This window comes from Salmonella sp. SAL04162, assembly GCF_046551535.1.
In the GTDB taxonomy this organism is placed as follows: Bacteria; Pseudomonadota; Gammaproteobacteria; order Enterobacterales; family Enterobacteriaceae; genus Salmonella; species Salmonella enterica.
Window position 1 is genome coordinate 32607 of sequence record NZ_JBGDVX010000007.1, and the last position, 19624, is coordinate 52230.

18 protein-coding genes and 2 pseudogenes are annotated in these 19624 nt (G+C 47.6%); 12 read left to right on the forward strand and 8 right to left on the reverse strand.

What is annotated here, in order from left to right; all coding sequences use genetic code 11:
- Positions 1 to 80 precede the first annotated feature (80 nt).
- The 8 genes and pseudogenes from bssR (at position 81) to ACLJRH_RS15130 (ending at position 7019) form a co-directional block, all read left to right on the forward strand.
- Positions 81 to 464: a biofilm formation regulator BssR gene (gene bssR, locus ACLJRH_RS15095; RefSeq protein WP_000259651.1), complete on the forward strand. Its 384-nt coding sequence runs from the start codon at positions 81 to 83 to the stop codon at positions 462 to 464.
- A 102-nt stretch (positions 465 to 566) separates the two neighbouring features.
- Positions 567 to 852 (forward strand): annotated as a pseudogene (locus ACLJRH_RS15100) (IS4 family transposase); the annotation flags it as partial.
- A 325-nt stretch (positions 853 to 1177) separates the two neighbouring features.
- The gene (locus ACLJRH_RS15105; RefSeq protein WP_023137170.1) at positions 1178 to 1693 is read left to right on the forward strand and encodes a CoA ester lyase; all 516 of its coding nucleotides are present in this window, start codon (positions 1178 to 1180) and stop codon (positions 1691 to 1693) included.
- Positions 1694 to 1715: 22 nt separating this feature from the next.
- Complete coding sequence (locus ACLJRH_RS15110) at positions 1716 to 2465, forward strand: electron transfer flavoprotein subunit beta/FixA family protein (protein ID WP_001523061.1); 750 nt, start codon at positions 1716 to 1718, stop codon at positions 2463 to 2465.
- A 10-nt stretch (positions 2466 to 2475) separates the two neighbouring features.
- On the forward strand, positions 2476 to 3429 hold the full coding sequence (locus tag ACLJRH_RS15115) for an electron transfer flavoprotein subunit alpha/FixB family protein (protein ID WP_000157772.1): 954 nt from the start codon (positions 2476 to 2478) through the stop codon (positions 3427 to 3429).
- Positions 3430 to 3461: 32 nt separating this feature from the next.
- Complete coding sequence (locus ACLJRH_RS15120) at positions 3462 to 3725, forward strand: hypothetical protein (protein WP_001528824.1); 264 nt, start codon at positions 3462 to 3464, stop codon at positions 3723 to 3725.
- On the forward strand, positions 3722 to 4885 hold the full coding sequence (locus ACLJRH_RS15125; protein ID WP_410958009.1) for an acyl-CoA dehydrogenase family protein: 1164 nt from the start codon (positions 3722 to 3724) through the stop codon (positions 4883 to 4885). Before ACLJRH_RS15120 ends, ACLJRH_RS15125 begins: the two co-directional genes overlap by 4 nt.
- A 448-nt stretch (positions 4886 to 5333) precedes the next feature.
- A complete protein-coding gene (locus tag ACLJRH_RS15130) occupies positions 5334 to 7019 on the forward strand; it encodes an electron transfer flavoprotein-ubiquinone oxidoreductase (protein ID WP_001000306.1) in 1686 nt (561 codons plus the stop codon).
- Positions 7020 to 7024: 5 nt separating this feature from the next.
- Here the strand turns inward: ACLJRH_RS15130 and ACLJRH_RS15135 are convergent, their stop codons facing one another.
- Together ACLJRH_RS15135 and ACLJRH_RS15140 are read right to left on the reverse strand one after the other, a co-directional pair.
- Positions 7025 to 7915, reverse strand: a complete 891-nt coding sequence (locus ACLJRH_RS15135; RefSeq protein ID WP_000545335.1) for a LysR family transcriptional regulator — start codon at positions 7913 to 7915, stop codon at positions 7025 to 7027.
- Between the two features lie 264 nt (positions 7916 to 8179).
- Positions 8180 to 8605 (reverse strand): GntP family permease, encoded by a 426-nt coding sequence (locus tag ACLJRH_RS15140; protein WP_000287110.1) that lies wholly within the window; start codon positions 8603 to 8605, stop codon positions 8180 to 8182.
- Between the two features lie 493 nt (positions 8606 to 9098).
- Between ACLJRH_RS15140 and ACLJRH_RS15145 the strand changes: the two are divergent.
- A pseudogene (locus ACLJRH_RS15145) lies at positions 9099 to 9632 on the forward strand (PQQ-dependent sugar dehydrogenase); the annotation flags it as partial.
- Here ACLJRH_RS15145 and ACLJRH_RS15150 read toward each other — a convergent pair.
- Positions 9629 to 10255: a glutathione S-transferase family protein gene (locus ACLJRH_RS15150; protein ID WP_023137172.1), complete on the reverse strand. Its 627-nt coding sequence runs from the start codon at positions 10253 to 10255 to the stop codon at positions 9629 to 9631. The pseudogene ACLJRH_RS15145 and the gene ACLJRH_RS15150 sit on opposite strands and share 4 nt — an antisense overlap.
- Positions 10256 to 10498: 243 nt before the next feature.
- On the opposite strand from ACLJRH_RS15150, the gene dacC reads away from it, so the two are divergent.
- The gene (dacC, locus tag ACLJRH_RS15155) at positions 10499 to 11701 is read left to right on the forward strand and encodes a serine-type D-Ala-D-Ala carboxypeptidase (RefSeq protein ID WP_000195710.1); all 1203 of its coding nucleotides are present in this window, start codon (positions 10499 to 10501) and stop codon (positions 11699 to 11701) included.
- A gap of 44 nt (positions 11702 to 11745) precedes the next feature.
- Here the strand turns inward: dacC and deoR are convergent, their stop codons facing one another.
- Together deoR and ybjG are read right to left on the reverse strand one after the other, a co-directional pair.
- The gene (gene deoR, locus ACLJRH_RS15160; protein WP_000450106.1) at positions 11746 to 12504 is read right to left on the reverse strand and encodes a DNA-binding transcriptional repressor DeoR; all 759 of its coding nucleotides are present in this window, start codon (positions 12502 to 12504) and stop codon (positions 11746 to 11748) included.
- A 71-nt stretch (positions 12505 to 12575) separates the two neighbouring features.
- Entirely contained in the window at positions 12576 to 13184 is a 609-nt protein-coding gene (ybjG, locus tag ACLJRH_RS15165) for an undecaprenyl-diphosphate phosphatase (protein ID WP_001528832.1), read from the reverse strand.
- Positions 13185 to 13496: 312 nt separating this feature from the next.
- Between ybjG and ACLJRH_RS15170 the strand changes: the two genes are divergently transcribed.
- On the forward strand, positions 13497 to 14729 hold the full coding sequence (locus ACLJRH_RS15170; RefSeq protein ID WP_001181284.1) for an MFS transporter: 1233 nt from the start codon (positions 13497 to 13499) through the stop codon (positions 14727 to 14729).
- A 53-nt stretch (positions 14730 to 14782) separates the two neighbouring features.
- Here ACLJRH_RS15170 and ACLJRH_RS15175 read toward each other — a convergent pair whose 3' ends face one another.
- Together ACLJRH_RS15175 and ACLJRH_RS15180 are read right to left on the reverse strand one after the other, a co-directional pair.
- On the reverse strand, positions 14783 to 15598 hold the full coding sequence (locus tag ACLJRH_RS15175) for a Cof-type HAD-IIB family hydrolase (protein ID WP_000023542.1): 816 nt from the start codon (positions 15596 to 15598) through the stop codon (positions 14783 to 14785).
- Entirely contained in the window at positions 15595 to 16806 is a 1212-nt protein-coding gene (locus ACLJRH_RS15180; RefSeq protein ID WP_000217430.1) for an MFS transporter, read from the reverse strand. The genes ACLJRH_RS15175 and ACLJRH_RS15180 overlap by 4 nt, the downstream gene beginning before the upstream one ends.
- A gap of 167 nt (positions 16807 to 16973) precedes the next feature.
- Between ACLJRH_RS15180 and ACLJRH_RS15185 the strand changes: the two genes are divergently transcribed.
- A complete protein-coding gene (locus tag ACLJRH_RS15185) occupies positions 16974 to 17594 on the forward strand; it encodes a TetR/AcrR family transcriptional regulator (protein WP_000661873.1) in 621 nt (206 codons plus the stop codon).
- 116 nt (positions 17595 to 17710) lie between these two features.
- On the opposite strand, the gene ACLJRH_RS15190 is transcribed toward ACLJRH_RS15185, so the two are convergent.
- Positions 17711 to 19396 carry an aspartate:alanine antiporter gene (locus ACLJRH_RS15190; RefSeq protein WP_001024853.1) on the reverse strand — a complete coding sequence of 562 codons (1686 nt, stop codon included), beginning with the start codon at positions 19394 to 19396 and terminating at the stop codon, positions 17711 to 17713.
- Positions 19397 to 19624: the final 228 nt, after the last annotated feature.

Consider the following 19624-nt stretch of genomic DNA (forward strand, 5'->3'; position numbering starts at 1 on the left):
TTGATCTCTGACACCCCTTTGTCTAAAAAACGACCATACTATTAAGTTGAACCCTGGTAGAAAAGAGGAGGAAAAAAGGTATGGTCGTTGACAGACTGAGAACCGATCTTCTCAATAAGCTGATAAACGCGCGTATCGATCTTGCCGCTTATCTGCAATTGCGAAAAGCGAAGGGGTATATGTCAGTCAGCGAAAGTGACACTCTGCGTGACAATTTTTTTGAACTGAATCGCGAGCTCCACGATCACGCTTTACGGCAGGGACTGCATCTCGATCAGGAAGAGTGGAACGCGCTGCGCCGTGCCGAAGGCGCGCTTGCAGCCGCCGCCGTTTGTTTAATGAGCGGACACCATGATTGTCCGACCTTTATTGCCGTCAACGCAGATAAACTTGAAAACTGTCTGACAACTTTGACGCTGAGTATTCAGAGTCTGAAAGCACATTCACCGCTTACACAGGTCTGAATAAGGGGGAGGCGACTCCTGAGGAATCCCCAGCAAACCAGGACAGGCATAGTGTTATGTGATCTAATTGATTGCGCTAACACTTTCAAGGAAATCATCACTATGCCTGCTCGTTCATTATGCCAAAAATCCTTTAAAAATATACTGGAGCCTTTGCACCTTTACCGCCGTCAATCTCTGATTGAGGCTACCAGTGTAGTGATTAACGGTGCATCTCTTACACTTATTCAGTATTGGGCGTGATTTGTCAGGAGTAGCATCGGTCAGGCACAAGATAAAACGTATCGATCGACTTCGGGGAAAGTCTCACTTGCAGAATGAAGTTTCAGATACTTTTTCAGCGTGTTACTAAAAAATCACGGAGGGAATGACCCGGGTTGTCATGCTCTCCTATATGCCAGCCTGTTCTCCACCAAAGGTGACTAAATTCGGTTCACCAGACAATCGTTGATGTTCTTAGGGAACGGTATAGTCGAATTCACTCCTGAAACAGGTACGGAATGTCGGCCGTTTACTATTCTGAAACGTTATTTATATCAAATAATTAAATTTTATTTTTATCTTTGTTATTGTAATAATAAATTACATGTTTCTTTCTGTTATCAGCGAACCTGAACCAATTTTAATGGGGGGTTAGATAAAAGCTAATTCAGAAAATTATTTTTTTAAGATATATTGAATTATCAGATGCTCCATTCAAATGAGAGACGAGAATGCAAACGTTAGAACGGTTTTTTCTTTTCGTTACGGGGGACCAACCTGAACGATTTGAAAAAGCAAATAGCAGTTGTGCTGATAGCGTAATCCTTGATTTAGAAAATGCGGTGTCATCTGAGAAAAAAATAATTGCCAGAGAAAATGCTCTGAATTTCATGAGTAATGATGAAAAAGTACTGATTGCTGTACGTGCAAAAATTGTAATAACTTCACGCCTGGCTGGATCATATCCTTCTGTTGACGGTATCACAACTGAATTTATGAAAAACGAGTTGACAATACAAAATGCTATTCACTCCTGTAAAATGGGGTTCAGTGGCAAGGTATGTATTCACCCTCCACAAATTTCACATGTAAACAGAGCATTCAGCTATTTAAAACAAGAAATCGAGTGGGTTCCCCAGATTATGCGACTGGCTCAATATCCCCATGGAGCGTTCAGTCATGAAAGGCAAATGGTGGATAAACCGTTACTGGAAAAAGCAAAAAGGATTTTGGCTCATAGCATTTAGTAAATATATGAAGGAGTCACCAATGAAAGCTTTAGTTTGTGTAAAACAAGTTGTCGATCATAACGTTAGAATTAGAATAAAGCAAGATCATTCTGATGTTGATATTTCTGATTCAAAACTCAGTATCAATCCATTTGATGAAATTGCAGTTGAAGAAGCAGTACGTTTAAAAGAACGGGGATTAATCAGTGAGGTTGTTGTAGTGTCTATAGGAAACACAGGTGTAGGGGATGTATTGCGTACAGCACTGGCAGCAGGGGCAGACAGGGCAATACACATATTAACAAAAAACTCTCTTACACCACTAATTGTGGCCAAAACTATCACCGCTATTACCCGGAATGAAAAACCCGATATTATATTATTAGGCAAGCAAGCTATTGACGATGATTGTAATCAGGTAGGCCAAATGCTGGCAGCATTACTCGATCTTCCCCAAGCCACTAATGTTAGTGAAATTACTATTTCTGATAATTCATTAACTGCTGTTCGTGAGGTTGATGGAGGATTAGAAACGTTAAATTTATCCCTGCCTGCAGTACTCACTACAGATCTACGTCTGAATACACCGAGGAATATCAGCTTGCCGAATGTTATTAAAGCCAAAAAGAAACCTGTTAAGGAGATAGATTTCGATTCACTTGGTATTAACCCGTCATCCAGATTGACTATTATTAAAGTTGATGAGCCAGCAAGAAGGAAAGCAGGCATAATCGTTCCAGATATTAACACGCTGCTAGATAAATTAAAAAACGAAGAAAAAGTAATTTAAGGAGAAAAATATGGCTTCTTTAGTTATTGCTGAACATAACGGCAATACTCTTTTACCTTCAACACTCAGTACTATCACTGCGGCAAAAGCCATTAATAGTGATATAGATATACTTATGTTAGGATATGGTATAGAAAGTATTGCAGTTAAAGCCAGTCATATTCAGGGGATATCCACTGTATTTGTTGCTGACAGCCCACTATTCGAACACCTTCTGGCAGAGAATGTGGAAAAACAGATCAGCTATTTTTTGAATAGTGGGAAAAATCATTATCAGTCCATTCTTTTTCCTGCAAGCTCTTTTGGAAAAAACTGTGCGCCACGCTTAGCAGCAAAACTTGATGTATCTCAGATTAGTGATATTACGCGTGTCATTGATCAACATACCTTTGAACGTCCAATCTATGCGGGTAACGCTATTGCCACAGTACACAGTGATGATGAATATAAAGTGATAACTGTTCGTCCTACCTCATTTGCGGCTGCGGCTGCGGTTGCGGAAGATGAGGGAAAAGCCCCCATTGAATTTACAGAGGTTGTTCTTGGTTCAGATCAGGTAAAATTTATTAGCCAACATGTTAATAAAAGTAACCGTCCAGACTTACAATCCGCCAGAGTTGTAGTATCAGGTGGACGAGGAGTAGGAAGTGCACAGGCATTCAAAGAACTTGTTGATAACCTGGCAGATAAATTAGGCGCTGCCGTGGGGGCAAGCCGGGCTGCTGTAGATGCTGGTTATGCACCAAATGATTATCAGATTGGCCAGACCGGAAAAATCGTTGCGCCTCAACTTTATATTGCTCTGGGAATTTCTGGCGCCATACAACATCTTGCCGGGATGAAAGAGTCAGGCGTCATTGTCGCTATTAATAAGGATCCTGACGCTCCTATCTTTTCTATTGCGGATTATGGTTTGGTAGCTGATATTTTCAAAGCTGTACCTGAACTTATCGATAAATTATAAATCATATTTTTTCCTCCTTAAAGGTAACTTTTATGCAATATACTGATATTCAAATTTGGCAGCCTGGCATTCTGCGCAACACCGATTATCTTAACCCCGGTCCCGCTAAGCTGCTGGCCGCCACTCTGGATAAAGACATCAAAATCTTTAAAGAGGGGGGCGTTCTGCCAGAATTATGGCACTGGCTCTATTTTCTTCCTGTCGACCGCCAGTCAGATCTATCTGCTGATGGTCATCCGATAAAAGGTCATTTTCTACCCCCTGTTGGCGCTGGTTTATTGAGGAAAAAATTATGAAAAGTATTGAAAAGGATAAATATCAGGATATTCGTGATGCGGTTCGTTCATTATGTAGTGAATTTGATGATAAATATCACCGTAAGATAGATGAAGCAAAAGCCTATCCTGAAGAGTTTGTTAATAAACTAACCAAAGCTGGTTGGCTGGCTGCGCTCATCCCGGAGGAATTTGGAGGGTCAGGGCTTGGTTTAACTGAAGCATCTATTATCATGGAAGAGATCAATAGATCGGGTGGAAACTCTGGAGCCTGCCATGGTCAGATGTATAACATGAATACGTTGTTACGTCATGGATCCGATAAACAGAAAGAATTCTGGCTGCCACGGATAGCTACTGGTGAATGGCGCCTGCAGTCGATGGGCGTCACAGAACCCACAGCAGGTACAGATACCACCAGAATTAAAACTACAGCTGTAAAAAGAGAAGACCGGTATGTGATAAACGGACAAAAAGTCTGGATTTCACGTGTTCAACATTCAGACTGGATGATTCTTCTGGTTCGAACTACTCCGCTTGCAAATGTAAAACGTAAATCCGAAGGGATGTCTATTTTCATGGTTGATATTAAAGAAGCTATGAAAAATGGAATGACAGTACGACCTATTCCCAATATGGTCAATCATGAAACCAACGAGCTCTTTTTTGACAACCTGGAAATTCCCGAAGAAAATCTTATTGGTGAAGAGGGTATGGGTTTTCATTGCATACTTGATGGTTTAAATGCAGAGCGTACCTTGATTGCGGCAGAATGTATAGGCGATGGATATTGGTTTATGGATCGTGTTACCCGCTATACCTGCGAGCGTGAGGTTTTTGGTCGTCCCATTGGTCAGAACCAGGGGGTGCAGTTTCCTATTGCAGAAGCATTTATTGCAGTGGAAGCGGCTAATCTGATGCGTTTTAAAGCGTGCGAGCTTTTTGATCAGCATCTTGATTGTGGAGCACAGGCTAATATGGCGAAATACCTTGCTGCGAAAGCCAGCTGGGAAGCAGCCAATGCCTGCCTGCAATTTCATGGTGGATATGGTTTTGCCTGTGAGTATGATATCGAACGAAAGTTTAGAGAAACACGTTTATATCAGGTTGCTCCCATATCTACCAACCTGATCCTGAGCTATATCGCTGAGCATGTGCTGGAGATGCCACGTTCATTCTGATGTCAAATCAATTGGAAAAATATTATGAAACAGTTACCTCTGTCCGGAGTCATTATAGTCTCGATTGAACATGTCATTGCCGCTCCCTTCTGTACCCGACAGTTGGCTGATTATTTCTCGCGGGTAACTATAATAGAATGCCAAGAAAATAGGGACTTTTCCTGCAATTATGATGAACGGCTTAAAAATGATTTGTGTATATTATTTTTCATCTGAGGGAGAAAGCTAAATATAAATGTTATGGAATGCTTCATCATCACCGACATTTTTTTAATAGTTGATAACTGGCTATATAGTCTTATAGGCACCTTTTTCTAAGGTTGAACATTCCTATACCATTTCATCTGTTTTATCACTATGATATTTATTTCATTGGTTACAATATGAATGCAATTTTATTTACATAATATAGCTGTTCCTACGGTGCTGAAAAATTAAGGAGTTAATAATGAACGATACACTTTCTAATACCCAGCAATCACGTGAGACAATAGAATGTGATGTTCTTATTGTGGGAGCAGGACCCGCCGGATTATCTGCAGCTCTTAAACTTAAATTACAGGCAAATGACGCAGGAAAAGAACTGTCCATTATCGTCCTTGATAAAGGAGCTGAGCCTGGTTCTCATATTCTCAGTGGGGCAGTCATGGATCCCCGAGCGCTGAATGAACTAATTCCTGATTGGCAGGAAAGAGGCGCACCCATTAAACAGCCTGTTACTCAGGATAAATTACTGTTACTGACGAATGAAAAATGTATTAATTTGCCGGATGCATTGATTCCTGATAATTTTCGCAACCATGGAAACTTTATCGTAAGCCTCGGTAATCTCATTAAATGGCTCGCCGGTCAGGCAGAAACGTCAGGCGTGGATATTTATGCAGGCTTTTCGGCAACTGAGATACTGTATGATCAGGATACTAACATTATCGGTGTAGTAACTGGTGATATGGGACGTCATCGGGATGGCAGCAAGAAAGAGGGGTTCCAGAGTGGAATAGAAATTCTGGCAAAATATACAATTTTTGCCGAAGGGGCCCGCGGTAGTCTGGCTAAAGAACTGATCAAAAAATTTCATCTTGATACAGGCAAAGCACCCCAGAGTTTTAGCATAGGCATAAAAGAGTTGTGGGAGGTTCCATCAGACCAGTCCCACCCGGGGCTTGTAATTCACACCACAGGTTGGCCTCTGGATAAAGAGTCGTTTGGGGGTGGGTTTCTCTATCATCTTAATGATAATAAAATTGCACTAGGTTTGGTTGTGGGACTTGATTATTCAAATCCCTGGTTAAGCCCTTTTCAGGAAATGCAGCGCCTGAAAACACACCCTTCTATACGCAAATACATTGACCGGGGTAAGCGTATTGGTTATGGCGCAAGAGCAATCAATAACGGCGGGATTGCGTCTATGCCTGATCCCTGTTTACCTGGTGGTCTGCTGATTGGTTGTAATGCCGGTACGCTCAATGCAAGTAGAATCAAGGGCATCCATACAGCTATCAAAAGTGGCATGATAGCGGCTGACGCTATATTTAATGCTTTGCTGGACAACAGGAAAAACGACATACTGACAGAATATCAAACATTACTGCGACAGAGCTGGCTTTGGCAGGAACTGGAAAATGGTAGTAATTTCAAACCCTGGTTTAAAAAAGGGCGTGTGATAGGTTTTATCATGACTGGCATTGAGCATTGGCTGCTTCCCCGAATGGGTATAAAAAAAATCCCCTGGCGTGTAAAAAATAACCGACCGGACAATATCACTCTGCAACCGGCCAACAAAAGCCAGAAAAAACTGTACGACAAACCTGACGGTAAACTGACGTTTGATATTTTGTCATCCGTCTATCTCAGTAACACCTGGCATGATGACGACCAGCCAGTACATTTGAAAATCAGTGATCAGAATATCCCTATATCAATTAATCTGGATATTTATGGTGGCCCCGAAGAACGATATTGCCCTGCCGGAGTATATGAATTTTTACAGGATAGTGAAACACAAAATATGCGTCTGCAAATAAATTCACAGAACTGTATTCACTGTAAAGTTTGTGACATTAAAGATCCTAAACAAAATATAACCTGGACTACGCCTGAAGGTGGCAACGGACCAAATTATACAGGGATGTAACGCTATCACTCAGTCTGAGCTGTGAGCATAGTAACCAGTTTTTGTGTGAAGCCGGGTAATTTGTCAAAGCTTCTGGCGCAGATTTGTAATTTTCTTAATGACCAAAATTCATCAAGATCAATAATCGAAAATTCATGCAACTGACGCAAACGGGATGCAGCAGAGTGAGGCATTATACCAATGCCCACTTTTGCTTCAACCATACGGCAAAATGTTTCAAAGTTGCCGACCTGTATTCTAATTTTCAGTTTAGATGGTACTAGTTCTGCCTTTTTTCGGATAAATTCAAACATTCCTGTCCCTTCAGGCAGGCTGATTTGTTCATATTGAATTAATTCATGAAAGGTCACGCTTTTTCTGTCAGCAAAGGGATGGTCTGTCGCGGTGATAAGCACTAGCCTATCAGTACGGAACGGCAGTATTTCAAGATTATCTGTTGTAATATTACCAGCAACAATTCCGAGATCAGTTTTCCCCTCAATAACAGAACGTACAATTTCCGGACTTGGATACTCCCTGAGATCAATATTCACATCGTTATATAGTGTAAGGAAATGGCTCAACAATGGGGGGAGATACTCTGCAATAGCAGTTATACTGGAAAATATTCTGACATGTCCTTTGATGCCTTTAACATGCTCCTGCATATCGCTACGTAACATTTCCATCTGATTCACAATAAGGCTGGCGTGGTGTTTAAATGTTTCACCAGCAGAGGATAACGTTATCCCCTTGCTACTACGATACAGCAATCTCAGATTGATACTCTGTTCAAGATTACGTATACGCACGCTACCAGATGCGGCAGACATGTAAGTTTTTTCCGCTCCACGTGTTAAGCTCCCTTCTTCACTGATAGCAAGGAATAATTTTAAATCTTTTATATCAAAGTGCATCGTTGTGGCTCATAATTAACGTATAATACAGTGTGCTGCTTTTTTATAGACTCAGTCAGACTGAGTATTTCGGCCTATCCGAATTCCTGTCACGTCGAGATAACTACAAAATGTAGGCTGACGGTGTCACCGCCCTACCATGATCCGGGGCGGATCTGGTAGGACGCTGGTGACCGCTGACAGGGGGTCAGGTCAGACATATTGTCGGAACCGTTGTAACGTAGATGCTAATACCTGCTCCCCGTGGTCATCAGGTTAACCCGTTTACAGCGGTTTTTTCAGCCCCGGCAGATTTATCATAAACTGATCACCGTAAATATGTGGAATCAGCCAAGTAAAGAACAGATTGGCAAACGCCACCACAAACAATGATACGCCTCCATAGGTCAATAAAGCGCATACAAGAATAATCATCGGCATGGCTTTGTTCTGGCCCACCATACAGGTCACAGCACTGACAATTGAGTAGTAAAAACCAGCAAATTCAATCAGCTTGCCAAATACTGCACCCAGCAGAAAGACAGGAAAATAAAGTTTTACAAAACCGATCAACTTATCCATAAATATATCACTGAAAACCGGGGCGACCGTCACTGGACGGGTGAACAGAACTGCGCCAAGTGCTACCAGCGGAGCAAAAAGGATCACACTGTAACCACGATAAGCGACCAGCATCAGTAATGAATACATTCATTGTCTTATCTCGCTTGCATGACTACCCATTTTATCCATGTTATGCAACAGCTTGTGTCATATTTTTCTGATCTCCATTTTAGATCAGACAGGCTATTACTCAGGGATTCCGGCGCGAAGAATGGAACATACTCTAAAAAGTACTCGGCGGATTCAAGTCGGTATCACTCCGTTAATAATCTTTATTCTCGACCCGCTGCATGTTGATTTTACGGTTAAACGCCGTTCTCTTATTCATCGCAGGAGTAAACCATCATGACATGCAGTGAAATCCCCAGAAAACGATCATGTATTCAATCGGTGATTATCGTTTCGAATACCGACTTTTATCGCAGGATTTATGATGGTTAAAGTCGATGTGAAATGCCCGTTTTGCGCGCAAACGGCATCCGTTAAAAAGTATGGTCCGGGGAGTGCAGGGTACCAGCATTACCGCTGTCAGGCATGTTGCCGCAGCTTTCAGGTCGACTATGAATACCGCGCCTGTCAGCCCGGCATGAAAGAGCAGGTTGTTGATCTTGCCATGTACAATGCCGGTATTCGTAATCCGCAGGGACTGGCAGTCAATCCCTGGAGCGGCGCGCTATGGCTGCATGAACACGGTCTGCGCGGTGGCGATGAAATTAACATACCGAAAAAAGGCAAAAATTATGGCTGGCCGCTGGCTACATGGGGCGCTAACTATAGCGGTCTGAAAGTGTCGGAAGCCAAAGGTAAAATTGTCGCGGGGGCGGAGCAGCCGGTTTATTACTGGAAAGATTCTCCGGCGATCAGCGGGATGGCTTTTTATGCCAGCGACGTTTTTGCGCCGTGGCGGCACAAACTGTTTATCGGCGCGCTAAAAGATAAAGAGGTCATTGTGATGCGCGTCGATGGCAATACGGTGACGGAAGAAGGCCGTATTCTGGGTGACAGAAAGCAGCGTATTCGGGATGTGCGTGTCGGACCTGACGGCTACTTATATGTGTTAACCGATGAGTCCGACGGGCAGTTACTCAAGGTAAGTCCTGCAGCCACGCGTTAGGTCACCGGGATCATCACCACTTTGCGAAAAGCAGGGCGCTCGGTAAGCTGTTGATACCAGCGTTCCAGATTCGGGCGCGGCGTCCATTTCAGACCCACGTTCAGCAGGTTATAGACGAAAGGCGCAATAGCGATATCGCCGGTGCCAAAGTTATCCCCGGAGAACCACGGCTGGTGGGCCAGCGCATCATCAAGAAGCGCAAACAGGCCATCACACTTTTCGATACCGGCTTCAATTGCCGCCTGGTCGCGTTTTTCCGGCGGGGTTCTGACCAGTCCCATCAGGATCACGCGGTGCGCCGGGCTTAACGTTTGATTCGCCCAGTCCATCCATTTTTCGCCCTCCGCACGCCGCGCCGGATTATCAACCCATAGCCGGTTCTGGCCGTATTGCGCCGCCAGATAGCGGACAATGGCATTGGATTCCCATAATAACAGGTCGGTTTCATCATCTTTAAGCAGCGGCACCAGCCCATTAGGATTCATCGCCAGATAGTCGGCATCCTGGTTAACGCCGTATTTTCCGCCTGCCAGAATTTGATCGTATGGCAGTTCCAGCTCTTCAAGCGTCCACAACACTTTTTTAACATTAGTCGAGTTGTTCCGGCCCCACAGCGTAATCATATTAACCCCTTCTGTTTTATCAGGATGATGACAGTAATCGGCCTACCGTGAGATAAACCTAACATTTACACAATGGTCTGTAAAAAAATCGTTATGAAGGAAGCGTAACGGGATGTTATTGCATAAACTTTAAAAACTTTACCAAGTTACGGTTTCTTTAACGTCGTGAGTGCGTTATTACTCACCGCACTTATTACACGGTGGTGTGACGTGTGTTTTTGGAATGGATACTCGGGTGGTACTATGACGCAATACGCTTCTTCCCTTCGTAGCCTCGCGGCAGGTTCGGTTCTCTTATTCCTTTTCGCTTCGCCTGTAAAGGCAGAGGAACAAACGATCGCGCCGCCGGGCGTTGATGCGCGAGCCTGGATCTTAATGGATTACGCCAGCGGTAAAGTACTGGCGGAAGGCAACGCCGATGAGAAACTTGACCCTGCCAGTTTGACAAAAATTATGACCAGCTACGTGGTGGGCCAGGCGCTGAAGGCAGGGAAAATCAAGCTGACCGATATGGTGACGGTGGGCAAAGATGCCTGGGCGACGGGGAACCCGGCGCTACGTGGGTCGTCGGTGATGTTTCTGAAGCCAGGCGATCAGGTGTCGGTTGCGGATCTTAATAAAGGCATCATCATTCAGTCAGGTAATGATGCCTGTATCGCGCTTGCCGACTACGTCGCCGGAAGCCAGGAGTCCTTTATCGGCCTGATGAACGCCTATGCGAAACGACTGGGGTTAACGAATACAACCTTCCAGACGGTACACGGTCTTGATGCGCCAGGGCAGTTCAGTACCGCTCGCGATATGGCGTTGCTCGGCAAGGCCTTGATTCACGATGTGCCTGACGAATACGCCATTCATAAAGAGAAAGAATTTACTTTTAATAATATTCGTCAACCGAACCGCAACCGCCTGTTGTGGAGCACCAATCTGCATGTCGACGGCATGAAAACGGGGACAACGGCAGGGGCTGGGTATAACCTTGTCGCCTCCGCCACCCAGGGCGATATGCGCCTGATCTCTGTCGTGCTGGGGGCGAAAACGGACCGTATTCGTTTTAATGAGTCAGAAAAACTGTTGACCTGGGGTTTCCGCTTCTTTGAAACGGTCACGCCGATTAAACCTGACGCGACATTCGTGACGCAACGGGTCTGGTTTGGCGATAAGCCTGAGGTCAATTTGGGGGCGGGCGATGCGGGGTCTGTGACGATTCCGCGTGGGCAGCTTAAAAACCTGAAGGCCAGCTTTACGTTGAACGAACCACAGCTCACGGCGCCGTTGAAGAAAGGGCAGGTTGTCGGCACCATCGATTTCCAGCTTAACGGAAAATCCATTGAGCAACGCCCGTTAATGGTGATGGAAAACGTCGAGGAGGGGGGATTTTTCAGCCGGATGTGGGATTTTGTGCTGATGAAACTCCATCAGTGGTTTGGCAGTTGGTTCTCGTAAAATAACCCCGTTGCCGGGTGCGCGTCGCATCCGGCAACGGGCGGTTAATACATCAGAGTAATTTGTTGCGCTTTAGCGTAGGCCACAAAGGCCTCATCGGGACGGCGGTCGCTGATAATCGTATCAAAGCGTGATAGTTCCCCCATCCGCGCCGGACGTACCTTGCCGAATTTACTGTGATCCACCACCAGTACATGGCTCTGGGCCATTGTCATGGCCCAATGTTTTACCGGCAGCTCTTCCAGATTAAAGCAGGTTGCGCCTTTACTGGTATGAACGCCGGCGGCGGAATAAAACGCGATATCCGGACAAATATTGTTTAACGTTTCATGGAAATCAAGCGGTTTGAAAATGGCGTTGCTGGCGTGAAACTCCCCGCCGCTGAGGATGGCGCGGCAATGGGGTTTGTCCTGCAGCGCCAGGAAGGTATTAAGTGAATAGCACACCGCCGTAAAGGGAAGGTCATTATCAATGGCTTCAATGATCCACGGCGTGGTGGTGCCACAGTCAATAAATACCGTCTGATGCGCTTGTACCAGGCCCGCAGCCAACTGAGCGGCTCGGCGTTTTTCTTCCACCAGACGAGATTTTTGATCGCTTAACAGATAATGACTGGCGCTGCGGGGCTCCAGTACGATATAGCCGCCCAGCAACACGACAGGCGCGCTTTTATGGTTCAGGTCGCGACGAATGGTCATTTCAGAGACGCCCAACAGGGTCGCGGCTTCTTTAAGGTGAAGTTTATCGCTGCGTTTTAAGGCCTGCAGCAATTGACCAATACGCTCGTCGCGTCGCGTTTCCATAGTTCCCCTGGAGAGTTAAATAAGCGCTCCGCACCATACAGAGCGCTTAATATTACTCTTTTTTTCGCTGTTTAGTCACGTACCCAGCCTTTTCGAATGGGCAACGCGAAACAGAAACGGTAACAACGTTGCAGCGCCTGGTAGAGCGGCGCGCCGTACCATTGCCAGATCAGCTGTGCGCTCAGGCAGCCAAGCATCGCTACCAGCAGCGCGCCAATCATATCTAACGGCCAGTGTACGCCGAGATAGACGCGCGACCAGGCGATGGTAATGGCTATCGCCATCATCACGATGCCTGACCAGAGGCGGTGCCAGAACAAAAACGCCAGCGCAAAGGTAAAAATCACCGTACCGTGATCGCTGGGGAACGAGTCATCGGCGGCATGATGCAGGAAGTTATAGCCGATATGATCGACAAATGGACGGTCGTGCGGGAAAAGGTGTCCCATTGTCCAGGAGACCGCCAGACTGATAATCAGCGCGATGCCAATTTTAACGATCAGCTGACGCTGGGCGCAGACCCGATCGCGGGGACCCCACAGCCAGAGTACAACGGCTAAGAGCGGGACGATGTTGATAAGATCTTTGGCGATAAAGATAGCGAGCGAAATTGTCCACTGCGCGGAATCAGGCGTGGCGTTAATAAAATAAAACAGCGAGTTGTTAAGGTTTTCCAGCATAACATCCAGGCTCGGAGCAATGAAATCAAAAGGGATAGCCAGCTCATCCCCGTGCAAACTGAGCATAAATGCAGCGTAACAGGGAGGAAAAGCAGTATTGTCTTATTTGGCGGTAACATGAAGAGATTTAAGACAATGGCATAAAATAATGTCGATGATAACGGCGCAAACTTAAATTAACCTTAAAGTACGCAAGCGCTAAGTGGCTTTCTGTAAAAATGTGCGCTATTTCCCTTGCAGCCTCATAATTCGCTATCTCAGTTCCCCGACTTTCATTACACTCTGCGCGGTTTTTATTGGCGAAGAGATGGTATGCAGAATCGTTTACAATCAGGCGGCAGGCTGGGACGTCAGGCGTTGCTTTTTCCTCTCTGTCTGGTGCTGTACGAATTTTCTACTTATATTGGCAACGACATGATCCAGCCGGGTATGCTGGCGGTGGTTGAGCAGTATCAGGCGGGCCTGGACTGGGTTCCGACGTCCATGACCGCTTATCTGGCGGGCGGTATGTTCTTACAGTGGCTGCTTGGCCCGTTGTCTGACCGGATTGGCCGTCGTCCCGTGATGCTGGCGGGCGTTGTGTGGTTTATTGTCACCTGCCTGGCGACGTTACTGGCGAAAAACATCGAACAATTTACCTTCCTGCGTTTTTTGCAAGGGATTAGCCTGTGTTTTATCGGCGCTGTAGGGTATGCCGCGATTCAGGAATCCTTTGAGGAGGCGGTGTGTATAAAAATTACCGCGCTGATGGCGAACGTGGCGTTAATCGCGCCGCTACTGGGACCACTGGTTGGGGCGGCATGGGTGCATGTTCTGCCGTGGGAGGGGATGTTTATTTTATTTGCCGCACTGGCCGCTATCGCCTTTTTCGGGCTACAGCGCGCAATGCCGGAGACCGCCACGCGGCGGGGCGAAACGTTGTCATTTAAGGCGCTGGGCCGGGATTATCGGCTGGTGATAAAAAACCGGCGGTTCGTCGCAGGGGCGTTAGCGCTGGGATTTGTCAGCCTGCCGCTGTTGGCCTGGATTGCGCAGTCGCCGATTATCATCATTAGCGGCGAACAGCTCAGCAGCTATGAATATGGTCTGCTACAGGTGCCCGTTTTTGGCGCGCTCATTGCCGGTAATCTGGTGTTGGCGCGTTTAACCTCCCGACGTACGGTTCGCTCGCTGATCGTGATGGGCGGCTGGCCTATCGTCGCGGGGCTGATCATCGCCGCGGCGGCGACGGTGGTTTCATCCCATGCTTATTTATGGATGACGGCGGGATTAAGCGTATACGCTTTTGGCATTGGGCTGGCGAATGCCGGACTGGTGCGTCTGACGCTCTTCTCCAGCGATATGAGTAAAGGAACGGTCTCGGCGGCGATGGGAATGCTACAAATGCTGATTTTTACCGTTGGCATTGAAGTAAGTAAACACGCCTGGTTAAGCGGCGGCAATGGGCTATTTAGCCTGTTTAATCTGGCAAACGGTATTCTTTGGCTACTGCTGATGCTGGTCTTCTTAAAAGATAAGCGGACGGGGAATTTGCAAACAGTCTGAGAGAGCGGCTACGCCTGATAAGCTTTCTGTTATCAGGCATAGAGAGGTATCCGCTAGACGTTGAACGGCGGCTCGTTGTTTAATACGCTGTCGATAATATCCAGCACGCCTTCCTGGTTGTTCGATCCGGCGCGGTATTTCGCCGCCGCCGCGACCGCTTCGCTGGCGTGCGACATGGCAAAACTAAACCCGGCCTGACGCAGCATCTCAATATCGTTGCCGCCGTCGCCGAAGACCACCACTTCACTATCATGAATGCCCCAGCGCTGCTGTAACAGACGCAGGCCGTTGGCTTTATGCACGCCGGGAATTATTAAATCAATACTGCCATAGCCGGTATGAACAGGGACCATGATATCGCCAATGGCGTCGTGCAGCGCCGCCTGTACTTCCGGTATCCGTTCATCGGTAATATTAAGGCCGAATTTGAAAAAGACATCGTTGATATTATTAAAATTATCCACAAACTCCAGACGATGATAATACATTGCCGCAACGGCTTTTAACGCATCGTTATACCGTTTCAGCGTGTAGGCGCTGTTTTTTCCACAGGCGATAATCTCCACATCGGCGCGTGTGAGCAGGTGTTCGACAACCGTCTGGAAGTCGGCTTTTGTCAGCTCGCCGTTAAAAATATCCTCTCCTTCGCTGACCACCCAGCCGCCGTTTTCCGCGACAAAAGCGATTTCGTGCGCAATTTCCGGAAAGAAGGAGATTAACTGGTAATACTGGTTGCCGCTGGCCACGACAAAGCGAATGCCTTGCCGCTTCATGTGTTGGTACTGCGCCATAAACCGGTCACGGTTATAGGTTTTTTGATCGCTCAGAAAAGTGCCGTCCATGTCGACGGCGATTAATTTGATACTCATGCGTTATGCTCCATCACCGGTTGCGGAGTCGATACAGGTTTGGCGACGGCCTTCGCCACCAGCGCCGCCAGAATAACCAGCGCCAGCACAACCATCATGGCGCTGCGTAATCCATAGTGCTCTCCCAGATAGCCCAACAGCGGCGGCCCGACCAAAAACGCCAGATAGCCGGTCGTGGCGACAACGCTCACGCGCGTCGGCGCGTCGGGACCGGTATCGCTGGCGGCGGAAATGGTCAGCGGGAAGCCGAGCGAAGCGCCTAAGCCCCAAAGAATGACCGAGACGCCGGCAACCCAGTCGCTATCGACAAAAATAATCAGACCAATGCCCAGCGCTCCCATCAACGCGCTGGCGCGAACAACCGTCACCCGGCTATAGCGGTCAATAAACCAGCCGCCGGTAAAGCGGCCAACGGTCATACCTAGCGTGAAACCGGCGTAGATCAGAGAGCCGGAGGTTGGGCTAAAACCGTGTCCGTCTACCATCAGTAGCGGCAGCCAGTCATTCGCAGAGCCTTCGGCGAATGCCATTGCCAGCACCACCACGCCAATAAGCAAAAGCTGGATGTCCCGATAAAAAGGTAATCCTTTTTCCTGAAGGTGAGCATCTTCCGATGCGTTTTTACCCGTACCGTCAGGGATCGCCCGAATGGCGATAAAAATGGGCGCGATCGCCACGGCAGCCGCGAGGATGATATGGATGTTAGCCGGGACGCTTAATGCGGTTAACGCCATGCCGACACCAGCGCCCGCCAGCGTGCCGAAACTGTAGAAACCATGCATCATCGGCAGAACGGTTTTATTCAGCTCGCGTTCGACCGCCGCGCCTTCGACATTAATCGCCACTTCGGCGGCGCCAAAACTGGCGCCGAAAACGGCTAATCCAAGGGCAAAAATCAGCGGCGAGGCGCACCACAGCGCGACGCTAAGAATAACCATCCCGGTTACTGCGCAGGTCATCGTCGTGCGAATAACCTTTCGGGTGCCAAATCGTTTCACCAGCCAGGCGGAACAAAGAATACCGCTCATTGAACCGATAGAAAGCCCGAATAAGACCGCCCCCATTTCCGCGGTAGAGACGGAAAGAATATCCCGAATAGCAGGCGTTCGGGTTGCCCAGGAGGCCATCAGCAGTCCGGGTAAAAAGAAGAACATAAACAGCGCCCAGGTACGGCGTTTTAAGGCGTTACGTGAGGAGAGGACGGTCATAGCGTCAGGCCAGAAAATAGAAGCGAGAGGTAAACATTAGCAAGCTTGTGTACATTTGTACATATCGTCGTCATACTTCGTTGTGCAGACAGTTTTTACTGTCTATTTTTTCAGCGTAAGCGGCAGGCTACTATAGCCTGCATCCTGAATGAGATGTGGAACTCATCATGAAAGAAAATGCCGTAAGACGCGCCAATGATCCTAAGCGACGGGAAAAAATAATTCAGGCCACACTGGAAGCGGTAAAGACCTATGGCGTTCATGCCGTGACGCACCGGAAAATCGCCGCTATCGCTCAGGTGCCGCTTGGCTCGATGACCTACTATTTTGCCGGTATGGATGCGTTATTGAGTGAAGCTTTTACACTTTTCACCGAGAACATGTCGCGTCAATACCAGGATTTTTTTGCGCAGGTGACGGATGCGGAGGGGGCGTGCCAGGCGATAACGGAAATGATTTACGGCTCGCAGGTTACGACGCCGGATAATATGGCGTTAATGTATCAGTTATATGCCTATGCCAGCGATAAGCCAGCGTTAAAAATAGTCATGCAAAACTGGATGCAGCGTAGCCAGAATACGCTGGCGCAGTGGTTTGACGCGCAGACCGCCCGCGCACTGGATGCGTTTATCGAGGGGATGACGCTGCATTTTGTAACGGATCGAACGCCGCTGGCGCGTGAAGCGATTTTACAGATGGTAAAGCGAATCGCCGGAGAGTCAATGTCGTGCCACTCTGCGTCGGGCAACAAAAAACCCACCAACCTTGAACCGAAATGGCGGGGTTGATGGGCTCCACAAAATGGGGACATCAAAGAAAAGCAGTGGCAATAGGTATGACTGATGCTTTAACGAAAAGTTCGACCTATTGGCAAAATTTTTTCACTTAAAGGCAAACTTCAGTTTTATCCTAACCCCGGCCAGATGATGACAATAAGCGTCCCCGCCAGCGTTAGCAGAACGTTGGCGATGGCGTAAGTCCCCGCATAACCCAGCGCTGGAATATTGCTGCGCGCCGTATCGCTAATGATTTCCATCGCCGGGGCGCAGGTACGCGCGCCCATCATGGCGCCAAACAGCAGCGCCCGGTTCATGCGCAGCACATAAGCGCCAAACAAGAAGCAGATCACCACCGGTACCAGGCTGACGACAAGCCCGGCGATCAGCATTTGTCCGCCGACCGCGCCCAGACCGTTGCTGATACCGCTGCCGGCGCTTAAACCAACGCCTGCCATAAATACCATCAAGCCGAATTCTTTCACCATGTTAAGCGCGCCCTGCGGAATATAACCAAAGGTAGGATGGTTAGCGCGCAGGAAACCGAGCATGATCCCGGCGAACAGCAATCCGGCCGCGTTGCCGATGCCGAAACTAAAATTGCTGAACTGGAAGGTAATCATCCCGATCATTAACCCGATGATAAAAAAAGCGCAGAAGGCGAGCAGGTCCGTCACCTGGCTATGGATCGAAATAAAACCAATGCGATCGGCGATGGTTTTTACGCGTCTGGCGTCGCCGCTCACCTGTAACACGTCGCCTTTATTCAGCACGACGTTATCGTCGATAGGCATTTCGATCTGGCTGCGGATGACGCGGTTAAGGAAGCAGCCATGATCGGTCAGCTTGAGCTGAGCGAGGCGGCGACCGACCGCATTGTGGTTTTTCACCACAATTTCTTCCGTTACGATGCGCATATCAAGCAGATCGCGATCAAACACTTCCTTACCATTACGGAAGCTGGGATCGAGCCTGGCGTGCGCGTCCGGATAGCCGACCAGCGCAATCTCATCGCCCATTTGCAGCACCGCATCGCCATCCGGGTTCGCCAGAATACCGTTACGGCGAATACGTTCGATATAGCAGCCTGTCTGACGGTAAATACCCAGCTCGCGCAGGTTTTTGCCGTCAGTCCAGGCCACCAGCTCCGGGCCAACCCGATAGGCGCGGATAACCGGCAAATAAACCTTGCGATTAGCATCGGTATCCAGACCGCGCTCGCGAGCAATTTGCTGGGCGCTGGTTTGCAAATCCTGATGCTGTAGTTTAGGCAAGTAACGCGCGCCCACGATCAGACTGACCAACCCAATCAGATAGGTCAGGGCATAACCCAGGCTCAGATTATCAAGAGCGGAGGAGAGTTGGGTGCTGGCGATGCCGGAATGTCGCAGGGTATCGCCTGCGCCAACCAGCACGGGCGTGGATGTCATTGAGCCGGCCAGCATACCGGCCGTCAGGCCGATATCCCAGCCGAATAGCTTACCAAGGCCTAAGGCGATTAGCAGAGCGCTACCGACCATGACCAGGGCAAGCATCAGATAGTTTTTACCGTCGCGAAAAAAAATCGAAAAAAAGTTGGGGCCAGCCTCGACGCCGACACAAAAAATAAACAGCATAAATCCCAGATTTAGCGCGTCGGTGTTAATACTGAAGTGTTGCTGCCCTAATAATAGAGAGACCACTAAAACGCCAATGGAATTACCAAGTTGGACTGAACCCAGACGTAACTTGCCAAGACACAGGCCAAGAGCCAGGACCACAAATAATAACAGGATGTAATTCCCATTTAACAAATCTGCGACGTTTATATTCACGGAGACTAACTTCTTGTTTACGAGTAAGCTGTTGAAAGAAATGGTAATTTACGCTACTGTTTTTATCATGAATTAAGGGTGCAATCGTATTGCATACAGCATCCAAATAAAAACAACACAACAATATATCCTGCTAGTTTAATCTTATTGCGTACTAACGGCTATAAGAATCGTGCAGGTGTGTTTTTGGCATGGAATGCCACATGACTTTATCTGACTGGATGCCTC